Source organism: Microbispora sp. CSR-4, assembly GCF_008033685.1.
Classification (GTDB): Bacteria; Actinomycetota; Actinomycetes; order Streptosporangiales; family Streptosporangiaceae; genus Microbispora.
In genome coordinates this window covers 87,915-114,238 of record NZ_VJVX01000003.1, presented here as the reverse complement: position 1 = coordinate 114,238, position 26,324 = coordinate 87,915, and the positions used below count along the sequence as shown (strand labels likewise).

Sequence of the window (26,324 nt, the reverse complement as noted above, 5' to 3'; positions counted from 1 at the left end):
GCAACATTCTCTACTTGTTAAGTGGACAAATTGCCGAACGGCCGGTAGGGTCGCCCTTGAACACCGGCGAACCCCTTGGACGAGGTGGACGACGATGCGCATCGAGCAGCTCGAATACATCCGCGCGGTGACCCGTCTCGGCTCGCTGCGCCGGGCGGCCGACCACCTGCACCTGTCCCAGCCGGCGCTGAGCGAGACCGTGCGCAACCTGGAGCGGGAGCTCGGCGTCGACCTCCTCGAGCGGCGCAGGTCCGGCGCCACGATCAGCGACAAGGGCCGCGAGCTGCTGCCGTACATCAACGGCGTGATCGAGGCGGTGGACCGGCTGCGCAGCGCGGCCGACGAGCAGCACCGCATGGCCCGCATGGTCAGGCTGGGCACGGTCAACGCGGCCACGGTCCCGCTGCTGATCCCCGCCGTACGCGCGTTCCGGGAGGCGCATCCGGCGACCCAGGTCGAGGTCGTCGGCGCGCAGCAGGCGGAGATCCACCGGCGCATCCGGGAGGGGAGCTTCGATCTCGGGCTGGTGAACTACCTGACCGGCGACGATCTGCCGCCCGACCTCGCCACGACCGAGTTGCTGCGCGGCCGACCGGTCGTGTGCGTGCGGCCGGACAGCCCGCTGGCCGCGCTGGCCGCGGTCGAGGTCGCCGACCTGCTCCGCGAGCCCCTGATCGTGATGCGCTCCGGCTACGTCATGCACCGCCTGGTGCACCGCCTGCTCGACGGGCGGGCGCCGTCGTTCTCGTATTCGACCGACGGCGCCGAGATGGGCAAGCTCATGGTCGCCGAGGGGCTCGGCGCCACGGTGCTGCCCGAGTTCAGCGTGGCCGGCGACCCCCTCCTGCGCAGCGGCGCGATCACCTACCGGCCGCTGGCGCACCGCGTGGCGGAGGTCCTCCTGGTGATCCAGTCGCAGCGATCCACCTCCGGCCCCCGGGTGGCCCGCGACCTGCACCGGTTCCTCGTGGACCGGGCACGGGAGTGCCGCACCGACGCCCGGGCGCGCGCCACCGGGTGACAGCACACGACGACAGCGACACGACGACAAGCGAGACAACGACAGCGACACAACGGCCGGGGGCAGGGTGACAGGGCGGCCCTATCACTCCCCCGCCGATCGCGTGTGGAACTCCCGGACACGCCCGACGTACGATCCCGATTGTTCAAGTAGGAAATGACTGAAAGGGGTCCTTCGTGTCCGCGAACGTCAGTCCCGAGCCGCTGCGGTTCGCCTACTGGGTGCCCAACGTCAGCGGCGGGCTCGTCACCAGCACGATCGAGCAGCGCACCGACTGGAGCTACGACTACAACCGGAAGCTGGCGGTGCTCGCGGAGAACAACGGCTTCGAGTACGCGCTGTCCCAGGTGCGCTACATGGCCAGCTACGGCGCCGCCTACCAGCAGGAGTCGACGAGCTTCAGCCTGGCGCTGCTGCTCGCCACCCAGCGGCTGAAGGTGATCGCCGCCGTGCACCCGGGCCTGTGGCACCCGGCGGTGCTGGCCAAGCTGCTCAGCACCGCCGACCACCTCTCGGGCGGCCGGGCCGCCGTCAACGTGGTGAGCGGCTGGTTCAAGGGCGAGTTCACCGCTCTGGGCGAGCCGTGGCTGGAACACGACGAGCGCTACCGCCGGGCGGAGGAGTTCATCCGCGTCCTGCGGGCGAGCTGGACCGAGGACAGCGCGCATTTCCAGGGCGACTTCTACCGCCTGCACGGATACGACCTGCAGCCCAAGCCGCTCTCCGGGCCGGACCGCCCGCACCCCGAGATCTTCCAGGGCGGCAACTCCACCGCGGCGCGCGCCATGGCGGGCCGGGTCTCCGACTGGTACTTCAGCAACGGCAAGGACTTCGACGGCGTCACCGAGCAGATCGAGGAGGTCGGCGCGGCCGCGCGGGCCCACGGCCGCCGGGTGCGCTTCGGCCTGAACGGCTTCCTCATCGCCAGGGACACCGAGGCGGAGGCACGCGAGACGCTGCGCGAGATCGTGGCCAAGGCCGACGTCGAGGCGGTCCACGGGTTCCGCGACGCGGTACGCCAGGCCGGCCGGTCCACGCAGGACGGACGGGGCATGTGGGCCGACTCCTCGTTCGAGGACCTGGTGCAGTACAACGACGGCTTCCGCACCCGGCTCATCGGCACGCCGGAGCAGATCGCGCACCGGGCGATCGAGTACAAGAAGCGCGGTGTCGACCTGCTCCTGCTCGGCTTCCTGCACTACCACGAGGAGGTCGAGTATTTCGGCCGCCACGTGCTGCCCATCATCCGCGAGCTGGAAGGCGAGCTCGATGCGAAGGGCGCGTTCCCCGTGGAACCGGCCCGGGCGTGATCCATGACCGATCTCACTCGCACGCCTGCCCAGGCATCGCCGCGCACACCGGGGACCGCTCATGTCGTCACCGGCGACGAGGAGGCCCTCGCGGTCGCCGCCGAGCTCGCCGGGCGGTTCGCGAAGGGCGCCGCCGGACGTGACGCCCGCCGCGAGCTCCCGCACGCCGAGCTGGCCGAGCTGTCGGCCAGCGGCCTGCTCGGCATCACCGTCCCCCGTGAGCACGGCGGCGCCGACGTACGCAGCGCCACGCTGGCGGAGGTCGTCCGCCTGCTCGCCGCCGCCGACCCCAACATCGCCCAGATCCCGCAGAGCCACTTCGTGTACGTCAACGTGCTGCGGCAGCAGGGGTCCGCGGCGCAGCGGGAGTTCTTCTTCGCCGAGGTCCTCGCGGGCAGGCGGTTCGGCAACGCCCAGTCGGAGGCGGGCACCCGGCACGTGCAGGACTACCGCACCCGGCTGCGTCCCGACGAGGAGGGCGGCTACGTCCTCGACGGCGTGAAGCACTACTCGACCGGGGCCCTGTTCGCCGACTGGATCACCGTGCTGGCGAAGGACCCCGCCGACCGGCTCGTCGTCGCGTACGTGCCGGCGGGCGCGCCGGGCCTCACGGTCGTGGACGACTGGGAGGGCATGGGCCAGCGCACCACCGCCAGCGGCACGGTCCGGCTGGAGGGCGTGCGGGTGCCGGCCGACCGCGTGGTCCCCCACCACCTGACCTTCACCGGGCCGCAACTGCACGGCGCCCACGCGCAGCTGCTGCACGCCGCGATCGACGTCGGCATCGCCCGCGCCGCGCTCACCGAGGCCGCCGAGTTCGTCCGCACCCGCAGCAGGCCCTGGTTCGAGAGCGGTCTCGACCACGCCGCCGACGACCCCCTGACGATCCAGCGCTTCGGAGAGCTGGAGGTCTCCGTACGCGCCGCCGAGGCGCTGCTGGGCGAGGCGGGGCGGGCGGTCGACCGGGCGCGCGAACACCTCGACGACGAGACCGCGGCGGCGGCCTCCATCGCCGTCGCCACGGCGAAGGCGTTCGCCGACCCGGCCGCCGTGCAGGTCACCGACGCACTCTTCGAGGTGTCGGGCACCAGGTCGGCGCTCGACTCGCTGAACCTGCACCGGCACTGGCGCAACGCCCGCACCCACACCCTGCACGACCCGGTGCGCTGGAAGATCCAGCACATCGGCCGCTACGCGCTGAACCGCACCCCTCCCCCGCGTCACGGCCTCATCTGATCCCGGAATCCGTCCCATCCCGAACCCGGTCCCCTCTGACGGAGGTTCCGCCATGTCCACCATCGTCGTGCTGTCGGGCAGCCCTTCGGCCGTCTCGCGCACCGCGGCCCTGAGCGCCCACCTCGCCGAGCGGCTGCGCCTCGGCGGCCACGAGGTCCGCACCGTGCACGTACGCGACCTGCCGGCGGAGGCGCTCCTGTCCGCCGACACGGGCCACCCCCGGATCGCCGAGGTCGTCGGCCTCGTCGGCGAGGCGGACGGCGTCCTGGTCGCCTCACCCGTGTACAAGGCCGCCTACAGCGGGCTGCTGAAGACGTTGCTCGACCTGCTGCCGCAGTTCGCGTTCGCGGGCAAGGTCGTGCTGCCGATCGTCACCGGCGGCAGCCCCGCCCACGTGCTGGCCATCGACTACGCGCTGCGCCCGGTCCTGACCTCGCTCGGGGCCGACCACGTCGTGCCGGGATGGTTCGTCCTCGACCGGCACATCACGATCCGCGGCGACGAGGCCGGCCTCGACCCGGATCACGCCGCCCCGCTCTACCGCGTGGTCGACGCCTTCGCGGCGGCCGTGGCCGCACGCCGCCCGCTGCTGGCCGCGTCCTGAGGAGACCATCGATGACACTGACGTTCCACTGGTTCCTGCCCACGTACGGCGACAGCCGCCACCTCGTCGGCGGCGGGCACGGCACGGACATCACCACGGCCGGAGGAGACCGGCCGGCGTCCCTGGCGTACCTGGGGCAGATCGTGCGCGCCGCCGAGCAGCTCGGCTTCGAGGGCGCGCTCACCCCCGCCGGGGCCTGGTGCGAGGACGCCTGGCTGACCACCGCGATGCTGGTCGCGGGCTCCGAGCGGCTGAAGTTCCTGGTCGCCTTCCGTCCGGGGCTGCTGTCGCCGACGCTCGCCGCGCAGATGGCCGCCACGTTCCAGCGCCACTCGGCCGGACGCCTGCTGGTCAACGTCGTCACCGGCGGCGAGGACCACGAGCAGCGCGCCTATGGCGACCACCTCACCAAGGACGAGCGCTACGAGCGCACCGACGAGTTCCTCACGGTCGTACGCGCCCTGTGGCGCGGGGAACGGGTCACCCTGGAGGGCAGGCACATCAGCGTTGTGGACGCCGCGCTGAGCCGGGTGCCGTCCCCGGTGCCCACCGTGTATTTCGGCGGGTCGTCCCCGGCCGCGGGCAAAGTGGCGGCGCGGCACAGCGACGTCTACCTGACCTGGGGCGAACCGCCCGCGCAGGTCGCCGGGAAGCTCGCCTGGATCCGCAGGGAGGCCGCCGCGGCCGGCCGCGAGGTGCGCTTCGGCATCCGGCTGCACGTCATCAGCCGGGACACCTCGGCGCAGGCGTGGGCGGAGGCCGAGCGGCTGCTGTCCGCGCTCGACCCGGCGGTCATCGCGTCGGTGCAGGCCGGTCTCGCGCGCAGCGGATCGGAGGGGCAGCGGCGGATGCGGGCGCTGCACGGGGGCCGCACGGACGCGCTGGAGGTCTCCCCGAACCTGTGGGCGGGTGTGGGGCTCGTCCGCGGCGGCGCGGGCACGGCCCTCGTCGGCAGCCACGTCGAGGTGGCCGAGCGGATCGAGGAGTATCACGCTCTTGGCATCGACGAGTTCGTGCTGTCCGGTCACCCGCACCTGGAGGAGGCCTACTGGTTCGGCGAGGGCGTCCTGCCCCTGCTGCACCGCAGGGGGCTGTGGCGGCACCCGGTGGACGCGCCCGGCGACCAGGTCCCGGCCGCCATCCCCTTCGCCGGCGCCGCGTCCCGGTGACGGGCGACGCGGGCTCCCGGGCACCGCCTGCGCGCCCCGGCACCGCCCGGGAGCGGGCGCCCACGGCGCCGGGCCGAGCGGGCCTCGCTCGGGATCGGCGCGTAACGAGGAAGGCGGACGCGAGGCCGCGAGATCGGCGCCCACGGTGCCGGGCCGAGCGGGCCTCGTTCGGGATCGGCGCGTAACGAGCGGGCAATCGGCCATGCGGGATCGGCGCGCGGCGAGGAAGGCGGACGCGAGGCCGCGAGATCGGCGCGCACCGGCCCGGTGAGCGGCTCCGTGCGGGATCAGCGCGCGCAGCGGGTCTTCGCGTGGGGGCCCTCTCCCTGCTCGCTGACCACCCATCCCTCCACCCACACGCATCCCCGTGCGAGGGAGAGCATGTCGCCGTAGGCGCCCGGCGGGGTGTTGTTCGCCCATCGGGAGCGCACCTGGGCGTTGTCCGCAGGACGATGCGCGGCCAGCCACACGGTGTAGAGACGGGGATTGTCGAAGTACGCCGACGCCCACGCCGTGTCGCACTCGGGACCACGCCGCAGCCGTAGCGTCCCGAACCGGGTGCCGTCGGGCAGGTTCAGCGGAACGGCGTCGAGCGTCTCGATCGTCTCGAGGACGTCCGCGCATCCACGGGCCCGGGGGTCGTCGCCGTCCATGTTCTCGGCCCGGCTCACGTCCCCCGCATGGTCGGTGACGTGCTGGTTGCGCGCGATCCAGCCGGGCGCGAGCCGCACGCCGCCCCCGGCGGCGCCCAGCGCCACCACACCGGCGACCACCAGGACGCCGGCAAGCGCGAGCAGCCGCCCGCGCCGCCGCGCGCATCCTGCGAGGCCACCGCGCCCGGCCTCCGGCCCGGCATCGGGGCCGCCGTCGTGCGCGCTGCCGTGCCCGCCGGCATGACCGTCACCCTGCCCGCCGCCATGACCGGCACCACCGGCACCACCGGCACGAGCGACGCCGCTGACGCCGTCGGCCTCGGGCGGCGAGACGACCTCTACCACGCCGGGAGCCGGGCCATCCCCGGCTGCCGGGGCAGGTGCCGGGCGTTCCGCCCTCCGCCCCGAGATCTCCGCGCCGACCTCGTGCCAGCGCCGCGCCCACGCGTCCTCGTCACCCCCGCAGGCGCGTACGAACGCGAGGGTGACCTCAAGGCTCGGGAAGACCCGGCCGCCCGCGGCCCGCGACAGCACGGTGGGCGAATAGTGCGCCCTCTCCGCGAGGGCCCGGTAGGTGGGCGACCCGGCCTCCTCGCGCAGCCGCCGTAACGCGACGGCGAACGCCTGCACGGGCCCTTCCCCGGGATCGAGATCGCGCTCCGGTCGTCCCATGGTCCCCACCGAGTTCGACGGCCACGTCGCCGCGGGCGACGCCGTCCGGGGCGTACGGGGACGGGGAGGCCCGGGCACCACGCTCGCGTCTGACGGCTCCTGCTCACCGCGGAGAACCGTGAGCGTCAGACACGCCCAGATGCTAAGCGCAGGGACGGGCCGCGGCAAGATTCGCCTGCCGCGGCCCGTACGCCCGCCTGACGATGAAGGCGGGATGTCGCGAGAGGGGGTGCCGTCAGGCGCCCATCGCGTGCACGCCGCCGTCGACGTGGACGATCTCGCCGGTGGTGGCGGGGAACCAGTCGGACATCAGCGCGACGCACGCCTTGGCGGCGGGGGCGGTGTCGGCCAGGTCCCAGCCGAGCGGCGCGCGCTCCGGCCAGGAGTCCTCGAACTCCTTGAACCCGGGGATGCTCTTGGCCGCCATCGTGCGCAGCGGACCGGCGGCGACGAGGTTGACCCGGATGCCGTGCTTGCCCAGGTCACGGGCGAGATAGCGGGAGCACGACTCCAGCCCGGCCTTGGCCACGCCCATCCAGTCGTAGACCGGCCACGCCTTGGTGGCGTCGAAGTCGAGGCCGACGATCGCGCCGCCCTCCTTCATCAGCGGCAGGCACGCGACGGCGAGCGACTTGAACGAGTACGTCGAGACGTGGACCGCCGTGGCGACGTCCTCCCAGGAGGTGTTGAGGAAGTTGCCGCCCAGGCAGGTCTGCGGGGCGAACCCGATCGAGTGGACGACCCCGTCCAGCCCGTCGAGGTGCGCGCCGACGCGGTCGGCGAGCGTGTCGAGGTGCTCGTTGTTCTGGACGTCCAGCTCGATCACCGGCGGCGGCTCGGGCAGCCGCTTGGCGATGCGCTCGACCAGGCTGAGGCGGCCGAAGCCGGTCAGCACGACCTGGGCGCCCTCCTCCTGGGCCAGCTTGGCCACGTTGAAGGCGATCGACGCGTCGGTGAGGACGCCGGTGACCAGCAGTCGCTTCCCGTCCAGCAAACCCATGTCCAGCTCCAGTCAGTCGGGTGTCGGGCTCAGTGGCCCATGCCGAGGCCGCCGTCGACGGGGATGACCGCCCCGGTGATGTAGGAGGCGTCGTCGCTCGCCAGGAACCTGACGACCCGGGCGATCTCCTCGGCCTGCGCCTGCCGCCCGAGCGGGATGCTCTTGCGGATCTGCTCCTGCTGCGCCTCGTCGAGCACCGCGGTCATGTCGGTCTGCACGAACCCGGGCGCGACCACGTTGACCGTGATGCCGCGCGAGCCGAGCTCGCGGGCCAGCGACCGGCCGAAGCCGACCAGGCCGGCCTTGGAGGCGGCGTAGTTGGTCTGGCCGGCCGAGCCGGACAGGCCGACGACGGAGGAGATCAGGATGATGCGCCCGCGCCGCATGCGCAGCATGGGCCGCACGGCGCGCTTGGCGACGCGGTAGGCGCCGGTCAGGTTCGTGTCGATGACGTCGGTGAAGGTCTCCTCCTTCATCATCGGCAGCAGCGTGTCCTTGGTGATCCCCGCGTTGGCGACGACGACCTCGACGGGGCCGTGCTCGGCCTCGGCCTTCTCGAAGGCGGCGTCGACGTCGGCGGAGCTCGTCACATCGCAGCGAACTCCGAACAGCCCCTCCGGGGGCTCGCCGGAACGGTAGGTGACGGCGACGGCGTCTCCCGCGGCGGACAGCTCACGGGCGATCGCGAGGCCGATGCCGCGATTTCCGCCGGTGACGAGAACAGAGCGAACCATGCGACCGACCGTATCGGCTACTTGGGGGTAGTCCACTTGTCCGCAGGGCACAAGATCACAGGGTTAGGATCGTGGACATGCGCCAGATCGACCCCGACTTTCTCGCCCTGCCGCTGCGGCGGCTGGCGGACGCGGCCCTGCAGCGCGCCCGTGACCTGGGAGCCGAGCACGCCTCGTTCCGGCTCGAACGCGTACGCGCCGAGACGCTGCGCCTGTTCGACGCCCGGCTCGAAGGCTCCTCGGACGCCGACGACCTCGGCTTCGCCGTACGGGTGATCAAGGATGGCACATGGGGCTTCGCGTCCGGGATCGAGCTGACCCCGGAGGCGGCGGCCCGGGCCGCCGAGGAGGCCGTGCGGGTGGCGGCGGTCAGCGCGCCCATCAACCGTGAGCCGGTGGAACTCGCCCCCGAGCCGGTGTACGACGACGTGACCTGGGTGTCGTCCTACGAGATCGACCCGTTCGACGTGCCGTTGCCGGACAAGGCGGCGCTGCTGGCCGAGTGGTCGTCCGGCCTGCTCGGCAGGGTCGACCACGTCTCGGCCTCGCTCATGCAGGTCAAGGAGCAGAAGTTCTACGCCGACACGGCCGGCACGGTCACCACGCAGCAGCGCGTGCGGCTGCACCCGGTCCTGACGGCGATGCGGGCCGACGGCGAGCGCTTCGACGACATGCGCACGCTCGCTCCCCCGGCCGGCCGGGGGTACGAATACCTGACCGGCACCGGCTGGGACTTCCCCGCCGAGCTGGCCGAGATCCCCGACCTGCTGGACGAGAAGCTCAAGGCGCCCTCGGTCGAGGCCGGCACGTACGACCTGGTGATCGACCCGTCGAACCTGTGGCTGACCATCCACGAGTCGATCGGCCACGCGACCGAGCTCGACCGGGCGCTCGGCTACGAGGCGGCCTACGCGGGCACCTCCTTCGCCACCTTCGACCAGCTCGGCAGCCTCCACTACGGCTCGCCGGTGATGAACGTCACGGGCGACCGCACGGTCGAGCACGGCCTGGCCACCGTGGGCTGGGACGACGAGGGCGTGGCCGGTCAGTCGTTCGACATCGTCCGCGAGGGCACGCTGGTGGGCTACCAGCTCGACCGGCGGATGGCACTGCTGAAGGGCCTCGGGAGGTCGAACGGCTGCGCGTTCGCCGACTCCCCCGGGCATGTGCCGATCCAGCGGATGGCCAACGTGTCGCTCCAGCCCGCCGCGGACGGCCCGTCCACCGACGAGCTGATCTCCCGGGTCGCGCGCGGGATCTACATCGTCGGCGACAAGAGCTGGTCGATCGACATGCAGCGCTACAATTTTCAATTCACCGGGCAGCGCTTCTACAAGATCGAGAACGGCCGCCTCGCCGGGCAGCTGCGCGACGTGGCCTACCAGGCGACCACGACCGACTTCTGGCGCTCCATGGAGGCAGTCGGCGGCCCGGAGACGTACGTGCTCGGCGGCGCCTTCAACTGCGGCAAGGGCCAGCCTGGCCAGGTCGCGCCGGTCAGCCACGGCGCCCCCGCGGCCCTGTTCCGCGGCGTACGGATCCTCAACACCGTCCAGGAGGGTGGCAGCAAGTGAGCGACCGGGTGACCACACCGCAGGAGACGGTGGAGCGGGCGCTCGCGCTGAGCGAGGCCGACGCCTGCGTCGTCATCGTGGACGAGGGCTCCACCGCCAACCTGCGCTTCGCCGGCAACACGCTGACGACCAACGGGGTCGCGCGCTCGTCCCGGCTCACCGTGATCTCCGTCGTGGGCGCCGGGGTGGGGGTCGTCTCGCGCTCCGCCGTACGGGCCGACCAGCTCGCGGACGTGGTGGCCGCGGCGGACCGCGCCGCGCGGGAGGCCCAGCCGTCCGAGGACGCCCGGCCCCTCGTGGAGGGCGTCGCCGGAGAGGGCTGGGAGCGCCCGGTGGAGCCGACCTCCATCGACGTTTTCGGGGGGTTCGCCCCCGCGCTCGGCGAGGCGTTCGCCGCCGCCGACGCCTCCGGACGCAGGCTGTACGGCTTCGCCGAGCACAGCATGACCTCGACGTTCGTGGGCTCGTCCACCGGCCTGCGGCTGCGTCACGACCAGCCCACCGGGCGGCTCGAACTGAACGCCAAGTCCGCGGACATGACGCGCTCGGCGTGGACGGGCGTGGCCACCCGCGACTTCTCCGACGTGGACGTGGCCGCCCTCGACGAGACGCTCACCCGGCGGCTCGACTGGGCCAAGCGGCGGATCAGTCTGGAGCCGGGCCGCTACGAGACGCTCCTGCCGCCGACGGCGGTCTCCGACCTGATGATCTACCTGTACTGGTCGGCCGGCGCACGCGACGCCGCCGACGGCCGCACGGTGTTCTCCAAGCCCGGCGGCGGCACCCGCGTGGGCGAGCGGCTCTCGACGCTGCCGGTGTCGCTGTACAGCGATCCGGCGCGGGCCGGCGTCGAGTGCGCACCTTTCGTCGTCGCGCACTCCTCAGGCCGGGAGCAGTCGGTGTTCGACAACGGCCTGCCCCTGGGCCGCACGGAGTGGATCAGCGACGGCACGCTGGCCAACCTCGTGCAGACCCGGCACTCCGCCGAGCTGACCGGGCTCGCCGCCACCCCGCAGATCGACAACCTGATCATGACGGGACCGGAGGACGGGCGCTCGCTGGAGCAGATGATCGCCTCGACCGAGCGGGGCCTGCTGCTGACCTGCCTGTGGTACATCCGCGAGGTCGATCCGCAGTCGCTGCTGCTGACCGGCCTGACCAGGGACGGCGTCTACCTGGTCGAGAACGGCGAGGTCGTGGGCGAGGTCAACAACTTCCGCTTCAACGAGTCGCCGGTCGACCTGCTCGGCCGCCTCAGCGAGGTGGGCCCGAGCGAGCAGACGCTGCCGCGCGAGTGGAACGACTGGTTCACCCGCGCCGTCATGCCACCGGTCCGGGTGCCCGACTTCAACATGTCGACGGTCAGCCAGGCCAGCTAGGGCGGCGGCCGGCCGTACCTTTCGAAGGCGCTCGGGCCCTGTACGCTCGCCGAACGACAGGCGGCCCTGCGAGAACGTACGAGAGAGAACCCGCCGAAGTGCCGATCGGCAGGGCCGCGGCAGCGCCCTGCCGACGGTGATCCGCGGCGTCGTCCGAGGCGCACGAGTGGGGGCGGTGGTCGGGCGCGGGGGTGGTGCTCGGGATGGCGGCCGCGGCGGGCGCCCCGTTGCTCGGCCGCCGATGGCGCAGAGGATGGCGCGGGGATCACTCGCCGGAGACGGCCTGTTCCCGCTTGCGGGCTCGGTAGGCGCGCAGGTTCGCGGCGTTGCCGCAGACCCGTACGTCGTGCCAGACGCCGCTGTTGTTGCGTGAACGGTCGTAGAACGCACAATCGCAGCGCTCGTTGCGGCATACCTTCAGCCGCCGCCACTGGTCGGTCTGCTGGGCCTGGAAGCATTCGATCAGCACGAGCGATGCGACCCTCCGCCATCCGGTGCCCGAAGGTTCCGCGACGACGGTGCCGTGCTCGTCGACCTGCATCGAGACGGACAAGGTGGGAAGAGCGGCCAGGACCTGCGCGGACACGGCCTCGGCGCCGTCGCCCTGATCGGAGAGAAGCCTGCGCAGAGCCCATCGCAGATCCCGCAGCGCCTCGCAGTCACGATCGGCTAGGTCCACGGCAGGAGCGGGCCGGCCGGTAGCGGTGCTCCACTGGGCGAGCGCCTCGCTCAACCACGTCCGCGCGGTGGCGGGGTCGTCGAGCCAGTCGGCATGGCGCGGTCTGCCGGCGGGCGAGGTGTTGAGCAGGTCCTGGACGAACGCGAGACCGCCGGGAGCAGGTTCCAAGGCGTAGCGCTCGGTGGCCGGCCACGTCATGGCGTCGTCCTTTCTCCGGGGACCGGACATCCCCTGGCGTCACGTAGCACCGACATGGTGTGTCCGCGGATCTTAACGAACGTGTCCGCACTACCGGCGGGCCCGTCAGGTCCTCCCTTGGTGCTGTGGCATACGACCCCGTGCCACCCTGTCACGGCCTCGCCCTGGCGCGACCTCACCCTGGCGCGACCTCACCCTGGTGCGGCCTCACCCTGGTGCGGCGTCGCCCCGGCACGGCCTCGCCCTGGTGCGGCGCGCTGGGTCACAAAGCGAGCAGGATGCGGCCGAAGGGGCCGCTCTCGGCGAGGAGGCGCTGCGCCTCGGCGGCCTTCTCCAGCGGGAGGACCTGCGCCACCTTCGGGTGGAGCTCGCCCTGCGCGACCAGGTCGAGCAGGGCCGCGTTGGCGGCGTTGACCTGCTCGGGGGTGAACAGGGCGAAGCGGAATCCGTGGATGTGGGCGTTCTTCCAGATCAGGCCGGTCACGTTGATCTCGGCACGCATTCCGGCCGCGTAACCGATGCTGACGAGGGTGCCGCCCACGGCCAACGAGCCGAGTGCCTCCCCGGTGACCGAACCTCCGACGCCGTCCAGCACGACGTCCACGCCCTTGCCGTCGGTCAGCCGCGCGACCCCTTCGCGCAGCGACTCGCGGGTGAGGTCGATGACCTCATCCCCGCGGCCAGTCCCGAGGCGCCGGGGTCTTCGACCCGTCCCACGCCGAAGCCGCCCGGCCGGATCGGCAGCGGCTTGTGCAGGGCGGGTGCGAGTTTTCCCGCACGCACCGTCTCGTCCAGCGGGTTGACCCCGGCCACCGACATCCTGACGAGCACCTGCCCCCCGGCAGGCACCGGCAGGGGCCTTTCCCGGAGCTCCAGTACGTCGTAGCCCCCGAACCGGTCGTACTCAATCGCGCGCATGGCTTGTTCCTCACCTCGGCCCTCCGATCGGCCGGATGACCGACGGCTCATGATACGAAAGAAGCTTAATAAGTTTGTCTATGTCTGTCTATTGGCAGAGTCGAGCCCTGCCATCACGTCGGCGTCGCCGTACGTCCAGGATGGACAGCCCAGCAGGGCTTCGAGTGCGACCGAGATCAACATATGTGACATATTGACGGCTATGTCTCGCCGGGAGCCGGCCGCGAGCCGGGACGCCGCCGCGCCCGGGGCGGGACGCGCCGGACACGGGCCACTTCGACCAGGCTCGCTTCGGCCTTGAGCACGGGGCGTTCGCCGGGCGCACGCCGACCCGGTACGCCGAAATCCGGCGGCGATCGTGGCCGTGGTGTCACACCGGTCGATGCCCGAAGACCCCGAGGCGCTCCCACTTCATCGACGGCGTCGAGGCGGCCGTGGCCGGGTGCAGGAGCTTGCGGGTGACCGCATGGTCGATGTCGCCGCCGGCCACATCGGTGGCCAGTGCTTGCCGCGATCCTGATCGACGATGCGCGCATGGACGCCGCATCCGTCATGTTCGGGTCCGGCAGGCGCCGGCGGCGTCCCACTCCCGGCACGCGAAGGGAACGTCATCGTCCGCGCCGGCAAGGGCGAGACCTCCGGCGAGATCCCGCTCCCGGACGGCACCGCGCGGACCCCTCCCCCTCAGCAGGGGGCCGAGCATGGACGCCGGTCTTGCCCGGCGTCCTCGGGCCCTTATTCGGCGTCCTCCAGGCGGAAGCCGACCTTCATGCCGACCTGGAAATGGGCCACCTCGCCGTCCACGATATGCCCGCGCACTTCGGTCACCTCGAACCAGTCAAGATGCCGAAGCGTCTGGGCGGCCCGCCTGACGCCGTTGCGGATGGCCTGCTCGACGCTCTCGGCCGAGGTGCCCACTATCTCGGTCACCCGATAGGTGCGGTCCGACATCACGTCCTCCTGGCTGTGCGTCTCACATGATCGTATCGCCGTGCGGGCGTCGCCCCCGCCCCCCTCGGGGTCTACCGTGGAAATCGTGAATCCATGGCGCAGGTTGCGAAAAGACCGCCCGGTCGTTCACCAGGTGACGGACGCCCAGCCGTCGCTGACCGACGACGTGCGCAAGCGGGAAATCAGCTACCTCATCAAGATGGGCATCCGCCTCGTGTGCCTCATTCTGGCCGTGGCGGTACCCGCCCCCTGGCCCGTCAAGGCCCTGTTCGTCGCGGGGGCCGTTCTTTTGCCATACCTTGCCGTTATCGGGGCCAATCAGAGAGGTCACGAGCCTCCTCCGCCCCCTGACTTGACCTCGTCTAACCAAAACGAGATACCACGCCATCGACGCGAGATCGGGTCGTGACAAAGTCTTGACGCAACCCATGGGTTGGAGGTGTACAGTTTAGCCAAGCGCTCTGGTCCCCCGTCGGAGCGCTGGTGCCGGCGTTCCGGGCCCCCGTCGGAACGCCGATGAAGCGACGCCGGGTGGTTTGCCCCCGTAACCACCCGGCGTCGCCCTTTTCCGAAGAATTCGTACGGGCCTCACGGACCGGCCGTCGCGGTCGTCCCCGGCGGGGACGGCCCTTCCGCCGAACGGCCCCCGGCGCCCGCCCTTCCCCTCCACGCGGCGCGCCGGGGCCGTGGAAGCCGGCGTCAGGAGCCGGGGGTGTCGGTGGTCTCCTTCCGCTCCGCGTTCGCGTCCGCCCAGTCCTTCGCCATCCGGGACAGCCGCTCCACCACATCCGGCGGCGCGGAGCCCGCCCCCTGCGCCAGCCCCATCAGGTAGGCGGTCAGCGGGGCGGCGGGCCGCGCCACTCCGTGCGCCACATCCCTGGTCAGGTCGAGCACCGCGGTCCGGTCCACCCGCGCGGGATCGATGCCCAGCTCACGGCAGACCAGGGCCGTCCATTCCTCCAGCACGTTCACGCGCACTCCCCTCACCCGCGCTCTCCGGCCCGCTCGCGGGCGGCGCGCAGATCGTCGTCGGTGTCGCAATCGAACCACGGCGGGATCTCCCCGGGCGCCACCGGCGGGCGCACGGGCACCCGCCCCAGCGGGCCGAGCACCCCGCGCAGCGACCGCCCCGCGTACACGCCGAGCGCGTCCCGCAGAGCGGCCGTCCGCCACGCGCCGGTGAGCCACTGCTCACGCCCCTCGTCGTCCACGAGCACCGCGCCCGCGCCGTCGCCGGGCACGGCCGCGAGGAGCGCCCCGACGTGCCCGGCGACGACGAACGGCAGGTCGGCGGCGAGCAGCACGACCAGCGGGGACGTCACCACGGCGAGCCCGGCGCGCAGCGCCGGCACCGGCCCGCCGCCCGGCGGGTCCTCACGGGTGAACAGCACACCCGGCATGTCCCTGGTCGGGCCCACCACGACCACCGCGCGGGCGTCGCGGACCGCCGCGGCCACCCGTTCGACGAGGGGCAGCCCGCCGACGAGCGCGCCCGGCTTGTCCGCCCCGCCGAGCCGCTCGGCCCGGCCGCCCGCCAGGATCACGGCGTCGTACGGCGGCGGGCAGGCGGCCTCGCCGTCGCCGGTTCCGGAACGGGGACGCACGGGTGCTCTCTTGCCGGCCCGTCAGCCGCCGATGGCCGACATCGGGCGGGCCGGCTGGAGGAACGCGGGGTCGTCGATGCCGTGCCCGGCCCGCTTCCCCCGCACCGCCGCGACCCACCGCGCCGCCAGTTCCTCGTCCGTGGCGCCCGAGCGCAGGGCCGTACGCAGGTCTGATTCCTCGGTGGCGAACAGGCAGTTGCGGACCTGGCCGTCGGCGGTGATCCGGACGCGGTCGCAGGCGCCGCAGAACGGCCGGGTGACCGAGCCGATCACGCCCACCCGGTGCGGGCCGCCGTTCACCAGGAACAGCTCGGCGGGCGCGCTGCCCCGCTCGCGCGGGTCGTCTTCGGTGAGGTCGAAGGAGTCCTTCAGCAGCCCGAGGATCTCGTCGGCCGTGATCATGTCGTCGCGGCGCCAGCCGTGCTGGGCGTCGAGCGGCATCTGCTCGATGAAGCGCAGTTCATATCCCTGGTCGATGCAGTAGCGCAGCAGCGGAGCGGCCTCGTGCTCGTTGACGCCGCGCATCAGCACCGCGTTGACCTTGACCGGCGTGAGTCCCGCCGCCGTGGCCGCGGCGAGCCCGTCCAGCACGTCGCGGAGCCGGTCCCGGTGCGCCAGCCGTACGAACACGTCGCGGTCCAGCGTGTCCAGCGAGACGTTGACGCGGTCGAGACCGGCCTGGGCGAGCGGCTCCGCCAGGCGGGCCAGGCCGATGCCGTTGGTCGTCAGCGACACCTGGGGACGCGGGCGCAGCGCGGCGGTCGCGGCCACGATCTCGGGCAGCTCCCGCCGCAGCAGCGGCTCGCCACCGGTGAAGCGGACCTCCCGGATGCCGAGCCGCTCCACGCCGATCGTCACCAGGCGGACGATCTCCTCGCCGGTGAGCAGCTCGGGCTTGGGCAGCCAGTCGAGGCCCTCGGGCGGCATGCAATAGGAGCATCGCAGGTTGCACCGGTCGGTCAGCGACACCCTCAGATCGGTCGCGACCCGGCCGAACGAGTCAACCAGCACGTGAGGACCTCCAACCCCAGAGAGCCTCAAGCCTAAGCCCTGCCGTCATGATGGCGACAACCTCGGCCGCCCCGCCGTGATTCCCCCACTCCGGGACGGAACGGATCCCTCGCGATCAGCGGTCGCGACGGCGCTCGATCCGCTTGCTCCGGGCCACCTCGCGGCGGTGCTCGGCCAGCGCGCGCTCCCGCTCACGCCGGTTCACCCGCGCCGCTCCCTTGGCGTTCTCCATTTCGAGCCGCAGCGCCTCCTGGGCCGCCGTGCCACGCCGCGTGACCCGGGCCGCCGCACGGGCGGCGAGCTTGGCCGCCCGCTTGGGATTGACCCGCCGGTCCCCGCGCTCCTCCACGGGTACGGCGGGGGCCGCCTCGGCGCGTTCGAGCAGGGCGACTCCGTGCCGCATGAGGAACGCGTACAGCTCGGGGTCGGTGGGCTCGGAGCCGAGCACGAACCGGGTCGCGCGAAGCTCGCCACCTTCGACGATCTCCAGGACGCCCACCCAGAACGGGTTCTCGAAGTAGACGGACAGGGACACCACGATGCCTCCACAGGTATGCCGACAGGCGGCTTGGCGAAGCCGCTTTCCGGCACACCGGACATCCTCCGAGGCGCCCCGAGGGGGACACGAGAGGCGGATACAAGACCGCCGGCACCGGTCGGAACCGAGAGCGGCGGGTGCCCGGGCTACCGACCGGGACCGCGTTTTCGTGTGCGAAACCCAGCTTAACGACCATGTCTCCGGCACGGCCATCACCTTTCCGGAGCGGCGGGCGGAACGCGGGGCAGACTGATGGGCATGGAGCCGATCTCTCTCGACGCCCGTGCCGGGGAACTCCTCGATCGCGCCGTCACGGCGTCCAGCGGGCGCGCGGCCGACACCGTTTATGGCGGCCACGAGCACGCGCTGCGCCAGACACTGCTCGCCCTGACGGCCGGGACCGGCCTCGCCGAGCACGAGAGCCCGGGTGAGGCGACCCTTCTGGTGCTGCGTGGTCATGTACGGCTGAGCAGCGGCGACGCCTCCTGGGAAGGACGCTCCGGCGACCTGCTGACCATCCCGGACGCCCGGCACGCGCTCGACGCCGTGGAGGACAGCGCGGTCCTGCTCACCGTCGTCAAACGCCCCTGAGCACGCCCGCGGCGCGCCCCTCACCAGGCTGCGGTCCGGGGCTAGGCGGCCTGGAGGAGGCAGCCGAGGGCGAGCAGCGACACGACCTTCACGACCTCCAGGGCCACGTAGTAGAGGTGCGCTCTCGACCTGTGCCGCGCCGGGTCCTCTCCGGACAGGACGCGGTCGGACCTGCGGTTGAGCGGCGGGCGGACGACGGCGATCTGGATCGCCAGGACGACGGCGGCGACCACCGTGAGCGCGACCACGACGGGGCCCGGCGATCCGGTGGCGACCGCCACGATCACGACGATGGCCAGCATGGCCTCGGCGGCGTTGAGCGCCCGGAACACGAGCCGGCCGATGCCGAGCCCGATCGGGATCGTCACCCCCGGCGCGCGGAACTTCAACGGCGCCTCGATGAAGGAGATCGCCAGCACCATCCCGAGCCAGACGAAGGTGGCCGCACCGCCCACGGCGGCCGAGACGGAGTTCATCGCCGCGCTCCTCTCGCACATGTGAAACCGGCGGGGGGCGGGGCCGGGACCCGGTGAGCCGTCCCACCGGTCATGACGTCCGCCGCCCTCGCCCAGGGTTCCACGCGCGCCCGCCGGTCCCCGATCCAGGGTCACGTGCGGGCGGAGATCACGCACCCCGTCGCTCACCACGACCTCGACGCCCCGTACGCCCAGTGCCTCAGATGCACAGTGCCTCAGATCCCCCGCGCCTCAGATCCCCCGCGCCTCAGATCCCCCGCGCCTCAGATCCCCCGCGCCTCGGGACCTCCGATGCCCTCGGATCCCCAGCGCCTCGGACGCCCAGCGCCATAGACCCCGGCGCCATAGACCCCGGCGCCTCACACTCCCGATGCCTCGGATCCCCATGCCCTCATGCCCCTCGGGCGCCGGCCGGCCGGGCCGGGCGCTCCGTCCGATCACGGCGGTTCGATCACGGGGGGGGCGCGGGCGTCATCTCCAGCCGGTCCGTTGCCGCAGCCAGGCCAGGGCCTGCCGGCCCTGGGCGAGCTGGAACGCGCGGAGCGTGGGCAGGCCCGGCGGCGGGGGAAGGCTTCCCCTCTGCAGGAAGTAGCCGGTCTGGGCGGCGAGAACCGCGGTGACCGCGTCGGGGTCCGCCTTCGCCGCGACCGGGTGGCCGTCGAAGACCTCGGCCGGCGGCGGCCCGCCCTGCATGGCCACGCTCGGGAGCATCCCGAGGAGGTCGAACCACGGGGCCGCCAGGCACGCCCAGGGCCAGTCCACCACGTAGACGCGCCCGTCGGCGGTGAGCAGCAGGTTGTCGGCCCGGAGGTCGGCGTGGGCCATCGTGTCGCCCTCCACCGCCCGGTCCCAGCCCGCCTCCAGCTCCGCCAGCCGGTCCAGACGCCGCCGGGCCCACGCCACGTCGGATCCGTCCTCGCCGGGACGCAGGGAGCCCGGCCCGCCCGAACCCAGGCCGCGCGAGCCCGGGCCACCCGAGCCCGGGCCGTCCGCGCCGAGGCCGTCCGCGCCGAGGCTGCCCGAGCCGGCAGCCAGGCGCCGCCATCCCTGGTATTCCTCCGCGAGCCGCTCGCCGGCCGACGGCACGGCCACGGGCGCGGGGGTGAGCGTCTCGGCCAGATCGGCCACCGCGCCGAGCACGAGGCCGAGCTCCGCCACCGTCCAGGGCTGGGCGGGGGTGCGGCCCTCGACGTCCTCGAACAGCAGGACCACCCAGCCGTCCTCGTCGAAGGAGGCGAGCAGCCGGGGCGCGGGCGCCGTGGCCGGCAGCGCGGCGGCCACCCGGGCCTCCGCTCGGTGGATGCCGGGGCTGATCGGGTTCGGCTCGGGCCCGACCGCCTTGACGAAGGCCCTGCCCCCACCGGCGAGCCGCAGGCGGGCCGCCACGCCCGGGGAGAACCCGCCGGGCTGGGTGACGGCCTCGGCCACGTGATCTCCGAGGTGCCGCTCGACGGCCAGCCGCAGGTGCGAGGGCACCGCGGTCCACGGCAGTCGTACGCCGCCGGCGGGCGGGGGCGGGCCGTCACCGGTACGGCGACGCCGCTGCTCCTCGTCCAGGCCGGCGCGGTCCCGGGAATCGTCGCTCATCCCGGCATGATGGGCGACGGGCGGGTAGGGCGGCAAACGACTTTCGCCTCGATATTCGGTTGGGATTCCCGCCGGTGCCCGGCACAGTGGATCTCGACCCAAGAAGGAGTTCCAACCATGCCGAAGCACATCGCCCCGAAGGTGCTGTCCTGGGCGAGCGAGATCGACGACGGGACGATCGACCAGGCCGCCCGGGCGGCGCGCCTGCCGTTCGTGCCCGGTCATGTCGCGCTCATGCCCGACGCACACGTCGGGATCGGGGCGACGGTCGGCTCCGTCATCCCGACGGAGGGCGCGATCATCCCGTCCGCCGTCGGCGTGGACATCGGCTGCGGCATGGTCGCGACCGAGACCACGCTCACGGCCGCCGACCTGCCCGACTCGCTCGACCCGCTGATGCGGCTGGTGGAGCGGCGCATTCCGGCGGGAGTGGGCAAGGGGCACGACGACCGGGCGGTGGACCGGGCGCTCGGCGACCTCGGCCGGCCGCACACCGGCCTGACGCCCAAGCAGGAGAACACCGTGGCCTGCCAGTTCGGGACCCTCGGCTCGGGCAACCACTTCGTGGAGGTCTGCCTCGACGAGCGCGACCGGGTGTGGACCGTGCTGCACTCCGGCTCGCGCGGGATCGGCAACCAGCTCGCCACCGCGCACATCAACGGCGCGAAGCGGCTCATGCGCAGCCTCGGGATCGGGATGGAGGACTACGACCTCGCCTACTTCACCCAGGGCACCCCGGAGTTCACCGCGTACATCGAGGACATGCTGTGGGCGCAGCGCTACGCGATGGCGTCGCGGGCGCGGATGGACAAGGTGCTGAGCGATGCGCTGTTCCGCGTCGTCGGCTCCGGCGCCCGGGTCCGCACGATCAACTGCCACCACAACTTCACGCAGCTGGAGGTCCATGACGGCAAGGAGCTGTGGATCACCCGCAAGGGCGCGATCAAGGCGGACACCGGGGACGAGGGCGTGATCCCGGGCTCGATGGGCACCCGCTCCTACATCGTGCGCGGGCGGGGCAACCCGCTGTCGTACAACTCCTGCTCGCACGGCGCGGGGCGCAGGATGTCGCGGAGCCGGGCGAAGCGCGAGCTGTCGGCGGCGTCGCTCAAGGAGGCGATGCGCGGGCGGACCTGGAACGCCGACCGTGCCGCCGCGCTGGTCGACGAGCACCCGGAGGCGTACAAGCCGATCGACCAGGTGATGGCGGACCAGAAGGACCTCGTGGAGGTCCGGCACACGCTGCGCCAGGTGTTCAACTACAAGGGATGAACCGCCGGGCGCGGCCGTTTCGCCCCCGCCGTCTCGGGGGGCGCGGCCGCCCCGGCCGGCCGCAGGACGAAGCCGCTCGCCACCCGGGCAGGGATCCGGTAGGGCGAGATGGTGAGGTCCTGCTCCGGCACGGTGTAGTCCAGCTTCGCCAGTCGAGGAGCGAGGGCCTTCAGCAGGCCCACGGCGACCGGCTCTCCCGGGCACCGGTGGCCGGTCACCGGGTCGCCCCCGCCCTGCGGGATCAGGTCGTACGGGCCGATCCCTCGGCCGATGAAGCGCTGCGGGTCGAAGGTATACGGGTGCGGCCAGAGCGCCGGATCGTGGTTCTGGCCCCAGATGTCGAGCAGCACGAGCCAGTCGGCCAGGATCTGCTCGCCCTTCCAGGTGAGGTCCTTGACGGCCGTTCCCGCCACGAACGGCGCGAACGGGTAGAAGCGCCGCACCTCATGGGCGAACGCCTCGGCGTACGTGCCGTCGGTGTCCTCGGTCAGGCGGACCCGGGTGACCTGCCAGTGGTGCAGCGCGTGCGCGGCGAACGTGACGAACCAGCTCACCGCGACCGTGGGACGCACCAGGTTGAGCAGCTCGACCGCGGCGATCCGGGGTGCGAGCCGCTCCCCGTCGGGCTCCAGGTGGCGGGCGACCACGGCGAGCGCCGAGGTGTCCGGCACCCGCAGGGCGCCGCGGCGCACCTCCCCGACCAGTCCCGCCAGCCACGCCTCGCGGCGCTTTCGGGCGGCGCGGGCCCGCCAGTGCCGCGGGCCCGGTGACCCGAAGCCGTCGACCAGCGCGACGAGGTCGCCGGCGAGGGGCCCGGTTTCCTCCTCGGCGAGCGGGATGCCCGCCCACCGGCACGCACCCCGGGTGAGGACGCGGGCGGCCTCGTCGAAGAGCACGACGTCTCCCCTGCCGTGCCACGTCGCCACCGCCGCGTACCACGCCGCGGTGGCCTCGCCCACCAGGGAGGCGACGCTTTCCGGCGTCATCAGGGACATGAACATGCCCTTGCGCGCCCGGTGCGCGGCCTGGTCGAGCGTGTGCACCGCGCCGTGGCCGAACAACGTGCTCTTGATCGGCTCGGGCAGCGCGGGTGCCCGCTGGACGTGGTTGTCGTCGTAGAAGAACCTGACGGCGTCCGGCCCGCGCAGCACGACGGCGTCCCGGCCCATCAGCCGGGTGCGGGCCATCGCTGCCTGGCCCATCTCTGTCTGGGCACTCTCTCCGTGGCCCATCTTTCCCTGGGCGATCACTCCCTGGGCCTCCCGCCAACGGGCCGGCAGCCAGGCGTAGCCCTCGAGCAGCAGGAGCAGCGTGGTGTCGAGCAGCGGCATACGTCCTGACTGCCCCCGCCTGTCCGCCGGAAACGGACACCGCCCGCCCGGCCGGAGCGGACGGGCGGGGCAGGACGGGCGGGGCAGGACGGGCGGGGCAGGACGGGCGGGGCAGGATGGACGGCGGTCAGCCTTGGATACAGGTGCCGCCGTTCAGCCGGAAGCCGGTGGGATCGGGGTTGGCACCGGTGTGGCTGCCGTTGAACCCGATCTGCAGGGACCCGCCGCCCTGGATCACCGAGTTCCACGGCATGGCCACGGCGGTGACGTCCTTTCCGGACTGGGACCAGGTGGCCGACCAGCCGCTGGTGACCTTCTGCCCGGCGTCCGGGAGGACGAAGCGCAGCGTCCAGTTGTCGATCGGCGTCTGGCCCAGGTTGATGATCGTCACGCTTGCCGAGAAGCCGCCGCTCCACGACCACGCCGTGTATTCGATCTTGCAGTTGACCGGCGGCGGCGTGTAGGTGGGATAGCCGCCGGACGCCGTGGCGATCACCACGTCGGACGGCGGGCTGACGTTGCCGGCGGCGTCCTTGGCCGCGACGAAGTAGGAGTACGACTGGCCGGTGACGAGGTTGCCCTCGGTGAAGTACGTGCCGATGGACGTGCCCACCCGCGTCCAGCCGGTGGCGGTGCGCCGGTAGACGTCATAGCCGACGACCCGGACGTCGTCGGTGGACCCCGTCCAGCACAGCGACGTCCCCTTGAAGTCGGGAATGCAGTTGGGCCGCAGTCCGGCAGGCCTGGTCGGCGGCGTGGTGTCGTCAGGGGCGGGGGTCGGCGTCGGTCCCGCGCCGAGCGCCGGGGCGCTGACCAGCGCGCTGGGCGGGCTCACGTTGCCCGCGGCGTCCTTGGCGACGACGTAGAACGTGTAGGTCCGGTCCCCGCCGCCCAGCCCGGTGACGACGGCCGTCGTACGGGAGGTGGAGGCCACCGAGACGAAACCGTCGGCGGTGAGGAGGAACACCTCATATTCGGTGACCCCGGTGGCGTCGGAGGACGCGGTCCAGCACAGGCCGACCGAACCCTGGAAGCTCCCGCTCGGCGGCGGGGGCGGCGGGCACGCCTGGAGATCGCCCGGAGCGGTGGGCGGCGTGACGTCCGCCCCAGGGGCGGGCGACGTGGGCGGCGGGGCCGTGTCGGCCGCGCGGACGGCGCGCATTTCGGCGGCGCCGCCCGCGAGCACGGGCGGAGCGGTGATGTTGGCCGCCAATAGCGCGGCGGCGACGGCGCCCGCCGCAACCCATCCGGCAGGCCATGACAGTCTGGGCACAGCTCCCACCTTCCGGAGACGAAGTCCGCCAACGATGTAGCCCGGATGATCGGTCGGCCGAGGGAACCGGTCAAAGGACCGGCCGCGTCCCCGCCGGTCGTTCCGTAAGGATTGTGAAACTTTCACCTGGGCAGGGCGCCGATACCGTGGCGAGATGAAGATCGTGGTCACCGGCGCGGCCGGTTTCATCGGGAGCGGCGTCGCCGGGTTGCTGCGCGACGCCGGGCATGAGGTGCGAGGATTCGACCTGCGCGGCGGCGAGGACGTCACGGTGGGCGACGTGCGGGATGAGGACGCCGTCGCCCGCGCGGTCGCCGGAGCCGACGCCGTGGTGCACCAGGCGGCCAAGGTCGGCCTGGGCGTCGACGTGTCCGACCTGCCGGCGTACGTGTCGGTCAACGCCCTCGGGACCGCGGTGCTGCTCGCCGCGATGGCGCGGCACGGGGTCTCCCGGCTGGTCCTGGCGTCATCGATGGTCATCTACGGCGAGGGCGTCTACGACTGCGCCGAACACGGCCGGGTGCGGCCCGGCCCCCGGGCCGAGAAGGACCTGGCCGAGGGGCGGTTCGAGCCGGTGTGCCCGCGCTGCGGGCGCCCCCTGTCGCCGGGAACCGTGGACGAGGACGTCGCGCCCGATCCGCGCAACGCGTACGCCACGAGCAAGCTCGCCCAGGAGCACCTCGCGGCCAACTGGGCCCGTGAGACCGGCGGCGTGGCGGTCGCCCTGCGCTACCACAACGTGTACGGCCCGGGGATGCCTCGCGACACCCCCTACTCCGGGGTGGCCGCGATCTTCCGGTCCGCGCTGGAGGCGGGGCGGGCGCCGCTGGTGTTCGAGGACGGCGGCCAGCGCAGGGACTTCGTCCACGTCGGCGACGTCGCGGCGGCCAACCTCGCCGCGCTGGACACGCTGGAGGCCGCCCCGCCCGGCCGGCTCCGCGCGTACAACGTGGCCAGCGGCGAGCCCCACACGATCGGCGACCTGGCCGAGGCGCTCAGCGTGGCCCGGGGCGGACCCGCGCCGGAGGTCACCGGCCGCTACCGGCTGGGCGACGTCCGGCACATCGTGGCCTCCCCGGACCGCGCCGCCGCCGACCTCGGCTTCCGGGCGCGGATCCGCTTCGCCGACGGCATGCGGGAGTTCGCCCACGCCCCTCTCGGGACGGCCGGCTGAGTCACCAGGGAGATTTCACGAAGCCCTGCAGCAGCAGGCCCACCACCGCCTGCACCACGAGCAGGCGGCGGTCGCCCTCCCGGCCGGTTCCGGTGCGTCCGGCCGCCGCGGCGACCCACAGGGCGTACGGCAGCCAGATCCGCTCCACCTCGCCCCTGGTGACGCCGCTGACGTCGAGGGCGAGCACCGCGACCAGGGCCGCCATCGGCAGGATCCGGTCGCGGGCACGTCCCTGGGCCACGAGGCCGGCGGCGGTGGCCGGGCCGGTCACCAGGGCGAGCACGGCCAGGTTGGCGACCAGGAAGTACAGGTAGGGCCGTTCTGCGCCGGGATCGGCCGCCCACTCGGCGTGGGTGGCGAGCACACCGGCCGGCCACCAGAACCCCCCGGCGGCGAACAGCGCGCTCACCGCGGCCATCCCCGCCAGGCAGGCGGCCACGGTCGAACGCGGCACCCCCACCACGAGCGCCGCGACGAGGGGGACGAGCAGGAACGGCACCATGCCGTAGCTGAGGTAGGGCAGCGCGCCCAGCGCCAGCCCCGCGCCGAGGCCGAGCACCACCCGGCCCGCCCGGCTCCGCGCGCCGAGCACCAGCAGCGCCGTCCCCCACGCCCCCACGCCCGCGAAGAACGCGTCCATGGTCGTCGCGATCCACACCGCCGCCGGGCACAGGGCGAGGTGGGGCAGCACGCGCCGGGCCGCGTCCTCCCCCGCGACGCGCCACACGGTCAGGCCGATCGCGACCGTGGCAGAGCACCCCGTCACGACCACGAGGAGGGCGGCCCAGAACGGCCCGGGCAGCCCGATGGCCGCCAGCGCCCACAGCACCAGCACCGGCAGCGGCGGATGACCTCGTACGTGCGTGGGATAGGCAGACAGATCCCGGGTGAACCCGGCGAGCCAGCCGAGGGGATCGTCGCCCACGGCCCCGAGCCCGGCCAGGTACTCCTGCGGGTGGGTGAACGGCCACGCCAGCCCGTCCCCCGACACCGCCAGCAGCACCGTCCACGCGAGCGACGCGGCGAAGGCCGCGGCCGGCGCCGCGCGCATCGGCGGGTTCGCGGTCAGCCGGGGCAGCACGGGGACCGCGACCGCGGCGAAGACCACGGCAGGAAGCAGCGCGGGCGTGGGCAGGCGCGCCAGCGCGTGCAGCGGCGGCAGGTGGTCGATGCGCAGCACCCCGCGGGCGTGCAGCAGCCCGCCCACCGCGAACGCGCCCACCACCAGCGCCGCCCAGACCACCAGCGCCCGCTGCCGGGCCGTGAGCGCCCTCCACCGCGCCGCCGGCGCAGCCCGTCCGCCCGCCGGCGAGCCCTGCCGCTCCGCCGGCGCCCCCTGTCGTGCCGTCACGACCGCCACCGTAGGCGC

The 26,324-nt window shown here is 73.0% G+C and carries 27 protein-coding genes; 11 read left to right on the top strand and 16 right to left on the bottom strand.

Going from position 1 to position 26,324, the window contains the following annotated elements; genetic code table 11:
- Nucleotides 1–94 precede the first annotated feature (94 nt).
- From FLV34_RS05175 to FLV34_RS05155, 5 genes are all read left to right on the top strand, one after another.
- Entirely contained in the window at nucleotides 95–1,021 is a 927-nt protein-coding gene (locus FLV34_RS05175) for a LysR family transcriptional regulator (RefSeq protein WP_142647412.1), read from the top strand.
- 176 nt (nucleotides 1,022–1,197) lie between these two features.
- Nucleotides 1,198–2,331 carry a dimethylsulfone monooxygenase SfnG gene (gene sfnG, locus FLV34_RS05170; RefSeq protein ID WP_142647413.1) on the top strand — a complete coding sequence of 378 codons (1,134 nt, stop codon included), beginning with the start codon at nucleotides 1,198–1,200 and terminating at the stop codon, nucleotides 2,329–2,331.
- A gap of 3 nt (nucleotides 2,332–2,334) precedes the next feature.
- On the top strand, nucleotides 2,335–3,567 hold the full coding sequence (locus tag FLV34_RS05165; protein ID WP_142647414.1) for an SfnB family sulfur acquisition oxidoreductase: 1,233 nt from the start codon (nucleotides 2,335–2,337) through the stop codon (nucleotides 3,565–3,567).
- Nucleotides 3,568–3,619: 52 nt separating this feature from the next.
- Nucleotides 3,620–4,171, top strand: coding sequence for an NADPH-dependent FMN reductase (ssuE, locus tag FLV34_RS05160; RefSeq protein ID WP_142647415.1), 552 nt, complete (start codon nucleotides 3,620–3,622; stop codon nucleotides 4,169–4,171).
- 11 nt (nucleotides 4,172–4,182) lie between these two features.
- The gene (locus tag FLV34_RS05155) at nucleotides 4,183–5,340 is read left to right on the top strand and encodes an LLM class flavin-dependent oxidoreductase (protein ID WP_142647416.1); all 1,158 of its coding nucleotides are present in this window, start codon (nucleotides 4,183–4,185) and stop codon (nucleotides 5,338–5,340) included.
- Nucleotides 5,341–5,627: 287 nt separating this feature from the next.
- On the opposite strand, the gene FLV34_RS41315 is transcribed toward FLV34_RS05155, so the two are convergent.
- From FLV34_RS41315 to fabG, 3 genes are all read right to left on the bottom strand, one after another.
- Nucleotides 5,628–6,665 carry a helix-turn-helix domain-containing protein gene (locus FLV34_RS41315; RefSeq protein ID WP_205830162.1) on the bottom strand — a complete coding sequence of 346 codons (1,038 nt, stop codon included), beginning with the start codon at nucleotides 6,663–6,665 and terminating at the stop codon, nucleotides 5,628–5,630.
- Nucleotides 6,666–6,900: 235 nt separating this feature from the next.
- On the bottom strand, nucleotides 6,901–7,665 hold the full coding sequence (fabI, locus tag FLV34_RS05145; RefSeq protein WP_142647417.1) for an enoyl-ACP reductase FabI: 765 nt from the start codon (nucleotides 7,663–7,665) through the stop codon (nucleotides 6,901–6,903).
- Between the two features lie 29 nt (nucleotides 7,666–7,694).
- Complete coding sequence (gene fabG, locus FLV34_RS05140; RefSeq protein WP_142647418.1) at nucleotides 7,695–8,399, bottom strand: 3-oxoacyl-[acyl-carrier-protein] reductase; 705 nt, start codon at nucleotides 8,397–8,399, stop codon at nucleotides 7,695–7,697.
- Nucleotides 8,400–8,476: 77 nt separating this feature from the next.
- Here fabG and FLV34_RS05135 point away from each other — a divergent pair, with 77 nt between their 5' ends.
- Entirely contained in the window at nucleotides 8,477–9,973 is a 1,497-nt protein-coding gene (locus FLV34_RS05135) for a TldD/PmbA family protein (protein WP_147942492.1), read from the top strand.
- Entirely contained in the window at nucleotides 9,970–11,352 is a 1,383-nt protein-coding gene (locus FLV34_RS05130; RefSeq protein ID WP_142647420.1) for a metallopeptidase TldD-related protein, read from the top strand. The genes FLV34_RS05135 and FLV34_RS05130 overlap by 4 nt, the downstream gene beginning before the upstream one ends.
- A 265-nt stretch (nucleotides 11,353–11,617) precedes the next feature.
- Here FLV34_RS05130 and FLV34_RS05125 read toward each other — a convergent pair whose 3' ends face one another.
- From FLV34_RS05125 to FLV34_RS05105, 4 genes are all read right to left on the bottom strand, one after another.
- Nucleotides 11,618–12,229, bottom strand: a complete 612-nt coding sequence (locus FLV34_RS05125; RefSeq protein ID WP_147942491.1) for a CGNR zinc finger domain-containing protein — start codon at nucleotides 12,227–12,229, stop codon at nucleotides 11,618–11,620.
- Between the two features lie 262 nt (nucleotides 12,230–12,491).
- Nucleotides 12,492–12,851 carry a zinc-binding dehydrogenase gene (locus tag FLV34_RS41310; protein ID WP_261985670.1) on the bottom strand — a complete coding sequence of 120 codons (360 nt, stop codon included), beginning with the start codon at nucleotides 12,849–12,851 and terminating at the stop codon, nucleotides 12,492–12,494.
- Nucleotides 12,848–13,147 (bottom strand): alcohol dehydrogenase catalytic domain-containing protein, encoded by a 300-nt coding sequence (locus FLV34_RS41305; protein ID WP_205830163.1) that lies wholly within the window; start codon nucleotides 13,145–13,147, stop codon nucleotides 12,848–12,850. The genes FLV34_RS41310 and FLV34_RS41305 overlap by 4 nt, the downstream gene beginning before the upstream one ends.
- Nucleotides 13,148–13,882: 735 nt before the next feature.
- Entirely contained in the window at nucleotides 13,883–14,098 is a 216-nt protein-coding gene (locus tag FLV34_RS05105; RefSeq protein ID WP_142618849.1) for a dodecin, read from the bottom strand.
- 85 nt (nucleotides 14,099–14,183) lie between these two features.
- On the opposite strand from FLV34_RS05105, the gene FLV34_RS05100 reads away from it, so the two are divergent.
- Nucleotides 14,184–14,507: a DUF3099 domain-containing protein gene (locus FLV34_RS05100; RefSeq protein ID WP_244312568.1), complete on the top strand. Its 324-nt coding sequence runs from the start codon at nucleotides 14,184–14,186 to the stop codon at nucleotides 14,505–14,507.
- 290 nt (nucleotides 14,508–14,797) lie between these two features.
- Here the strand turns inward: FLV34_RS05100 and FLV34_RS05095 are convergent, their stop codons facing one another.
- The 4 genes from FLV34_RS05095 to FLV34_RS05080 form a co-directional block, all read right to left on the bottom strand.
- On the bottom strand, nucleotides 14,798–15,070 hold the full coding sequence (locus tag FLV34_RS05095; protein WP_147942490.1) for a DUF6457 domain-containing protein: 273 nt from the start codon (nucleotides 15,068–15,070) through the stop codon (nucleotides 14,798–14,800).
- 11 nt (nucleotides 15,071–15,081) lie between these two features.
- Nucleotides 15,082–15,702 carry a molybdenum cofactor guanylyltransferase gene (locus FLV34_RS05090; RefSeq protein WP_147942489.1) on the bottom strand — a complete coding sequence of 207 codons (621 nt, stop codon included), beginning with the start codon at nucleotides 15,700–15,702 and terminating at the stop codon, nucleotides 15,082–15,084.
- 21 nt (nucleotides 15,703–15,723) lie between these two features.
- Nucleotides 15,724–16,713, bottom strand: coding sequence for a GTP 3',8-cyclase MoaA (gene moaA / locus FLV34_RS05085; protein WP_147942488.1), 990 nt, complete (start codon nucleotides 16,711–16,713; stop codon nucleotides 15,724–15,726).
- Between the two features lie 115 nt (nucleotides 16,714–16,828).
- Nucleotides 16,829–17,251 carry a YjdF family protein gene (locus FLV34_RS05080; protein WP_168065886.1) on the bottom strand — a complete coding sequence of 141 codons (423 nt, stop codon included), beginning with the start codon at nucleotides 17,249–17,251 and terminating at the stop codon, nucleotides 16,829–16,831.
- Between the two features lie 258 nt (nucleotides 17,252–17,509).
- Here FLV34_RS05080 and FLV34_RS05075 point away from each other — a divergent pair, with 258 nt between their 5' ends.
- Entirely contained in the window at nucleotides 17,510–17,842 is a 333-nt protein-coding gene (locus tag FLV34_RS05075) for a cupin domain-containing protein (protein ID WP_147942487.1), read from the top strand.
- A 41-nt stretch (nucleotides 17,843–17,883) separates the two neighbouring features.
- Here the strand turns inward: FLV34_RS05075 and FLV34_RS05070 are convergent, their stop codons facing one another.
- Nucleotides 17,884–18,318, bottom strand: a complete 435-nt coding sequence (locus tag FLV34_RS05070) for a hypothetical protein (protein ID WP_147942486.1) — start codon at nucleotides 18,316–18,318, stop codon at nucleotides 17,884–17,886.
- A gap of 471 nt (nucleotides 18,319–18,789) precedes the next feature.
- Nucleotides 18,790–19,905 carry a phosphotransferase gene (locus tag FLV34_RS05065; RefSeq protein ID WP_222709417.1) on the bottom strand — a complete coding sequence of 372 codons (1,116 nt, stop codon included), beginning with the start codon at nucleotides 19,903–19,905 and terminating at the stop codon, nucleotides 18,790–18,792.
- Between the two features lie 117 nt (nucleotides 19,906–20,022).
- On the opposite strand from FLV34_RS05065, the gene FLV34_RS05060 reads away from it, so the two are divergent.
- A complete protein-coding gene (locus FLV34_RS05060; RefSeq protein ID WP_147942485.1) occupies nucleotides 20,023–21,177 on the top strand; it encodes an RtcB family protein in 1,155 nt (384 codons plus the stop codon).
- Here the strand turns inward: FLV34_RS05060 and FLV34_RS05055 are convergent.
- Nucleotides 21,165–22,508, bottom strand: a complete 1,344-nt coding sequence (locus FLV34_RS05055; RefSeq protein ID WP_142647429.1) for a cytochrome P450 — start codon at nucleotides 22,506–22,508, stop codon at nucleotides 21,165–21,167. The genes FLV34_RS05060 and FLV34_RS05055 overlap by 13 nt on opposite strands.
- A gap of 127 nt (nucleotides 22,509–22,635) precedes the next feature.
- Entirely contained in the window at nucleotides 22,636–23,781 is a 1,146-nt protein-coding gene (locus FLV34_RS05050) for a cellulose binding domain-containing protein (protein ID WP_187280543.1), read from the bottom strand.
- Nucleotides 23,782–23,935: 154 nt separating this feature from the next.
- Here FLV34_RS05050 and FLV34_RS05045 point away from each other — a divergent pair, with 154 nt between their 5' ends.
- Nucleotides 23,936–24,955, top strand: a complete 1,020-nt coding sequence (locus tag FLV34_RS05045; RefSeq protein WP_142647432.1) for an NAD(P)-dependent oxidoreductase — start codon at nucleotides 23,936–23,938, stop codon at nucleotides 24,953–24,955.
- A gap of 1 nt (nucleotide 24,956) precedes the next feature.
- On the opposite strand, the gene FLV34_RS05040 is transcribed toward FLV34_RS05045, so the two are convergent.
- Entirely contained in the window at nucleotides 24,957–26,306 is a 1,350-nt protein-coding gene (locus FLV34_RS05040) for a hypothetical protein (RefSeq protein ID WP_147942483.1), read from the bottom strand.
- Nucleotides 26,307–26,324 lie beyond the last annotated feature (18 nt).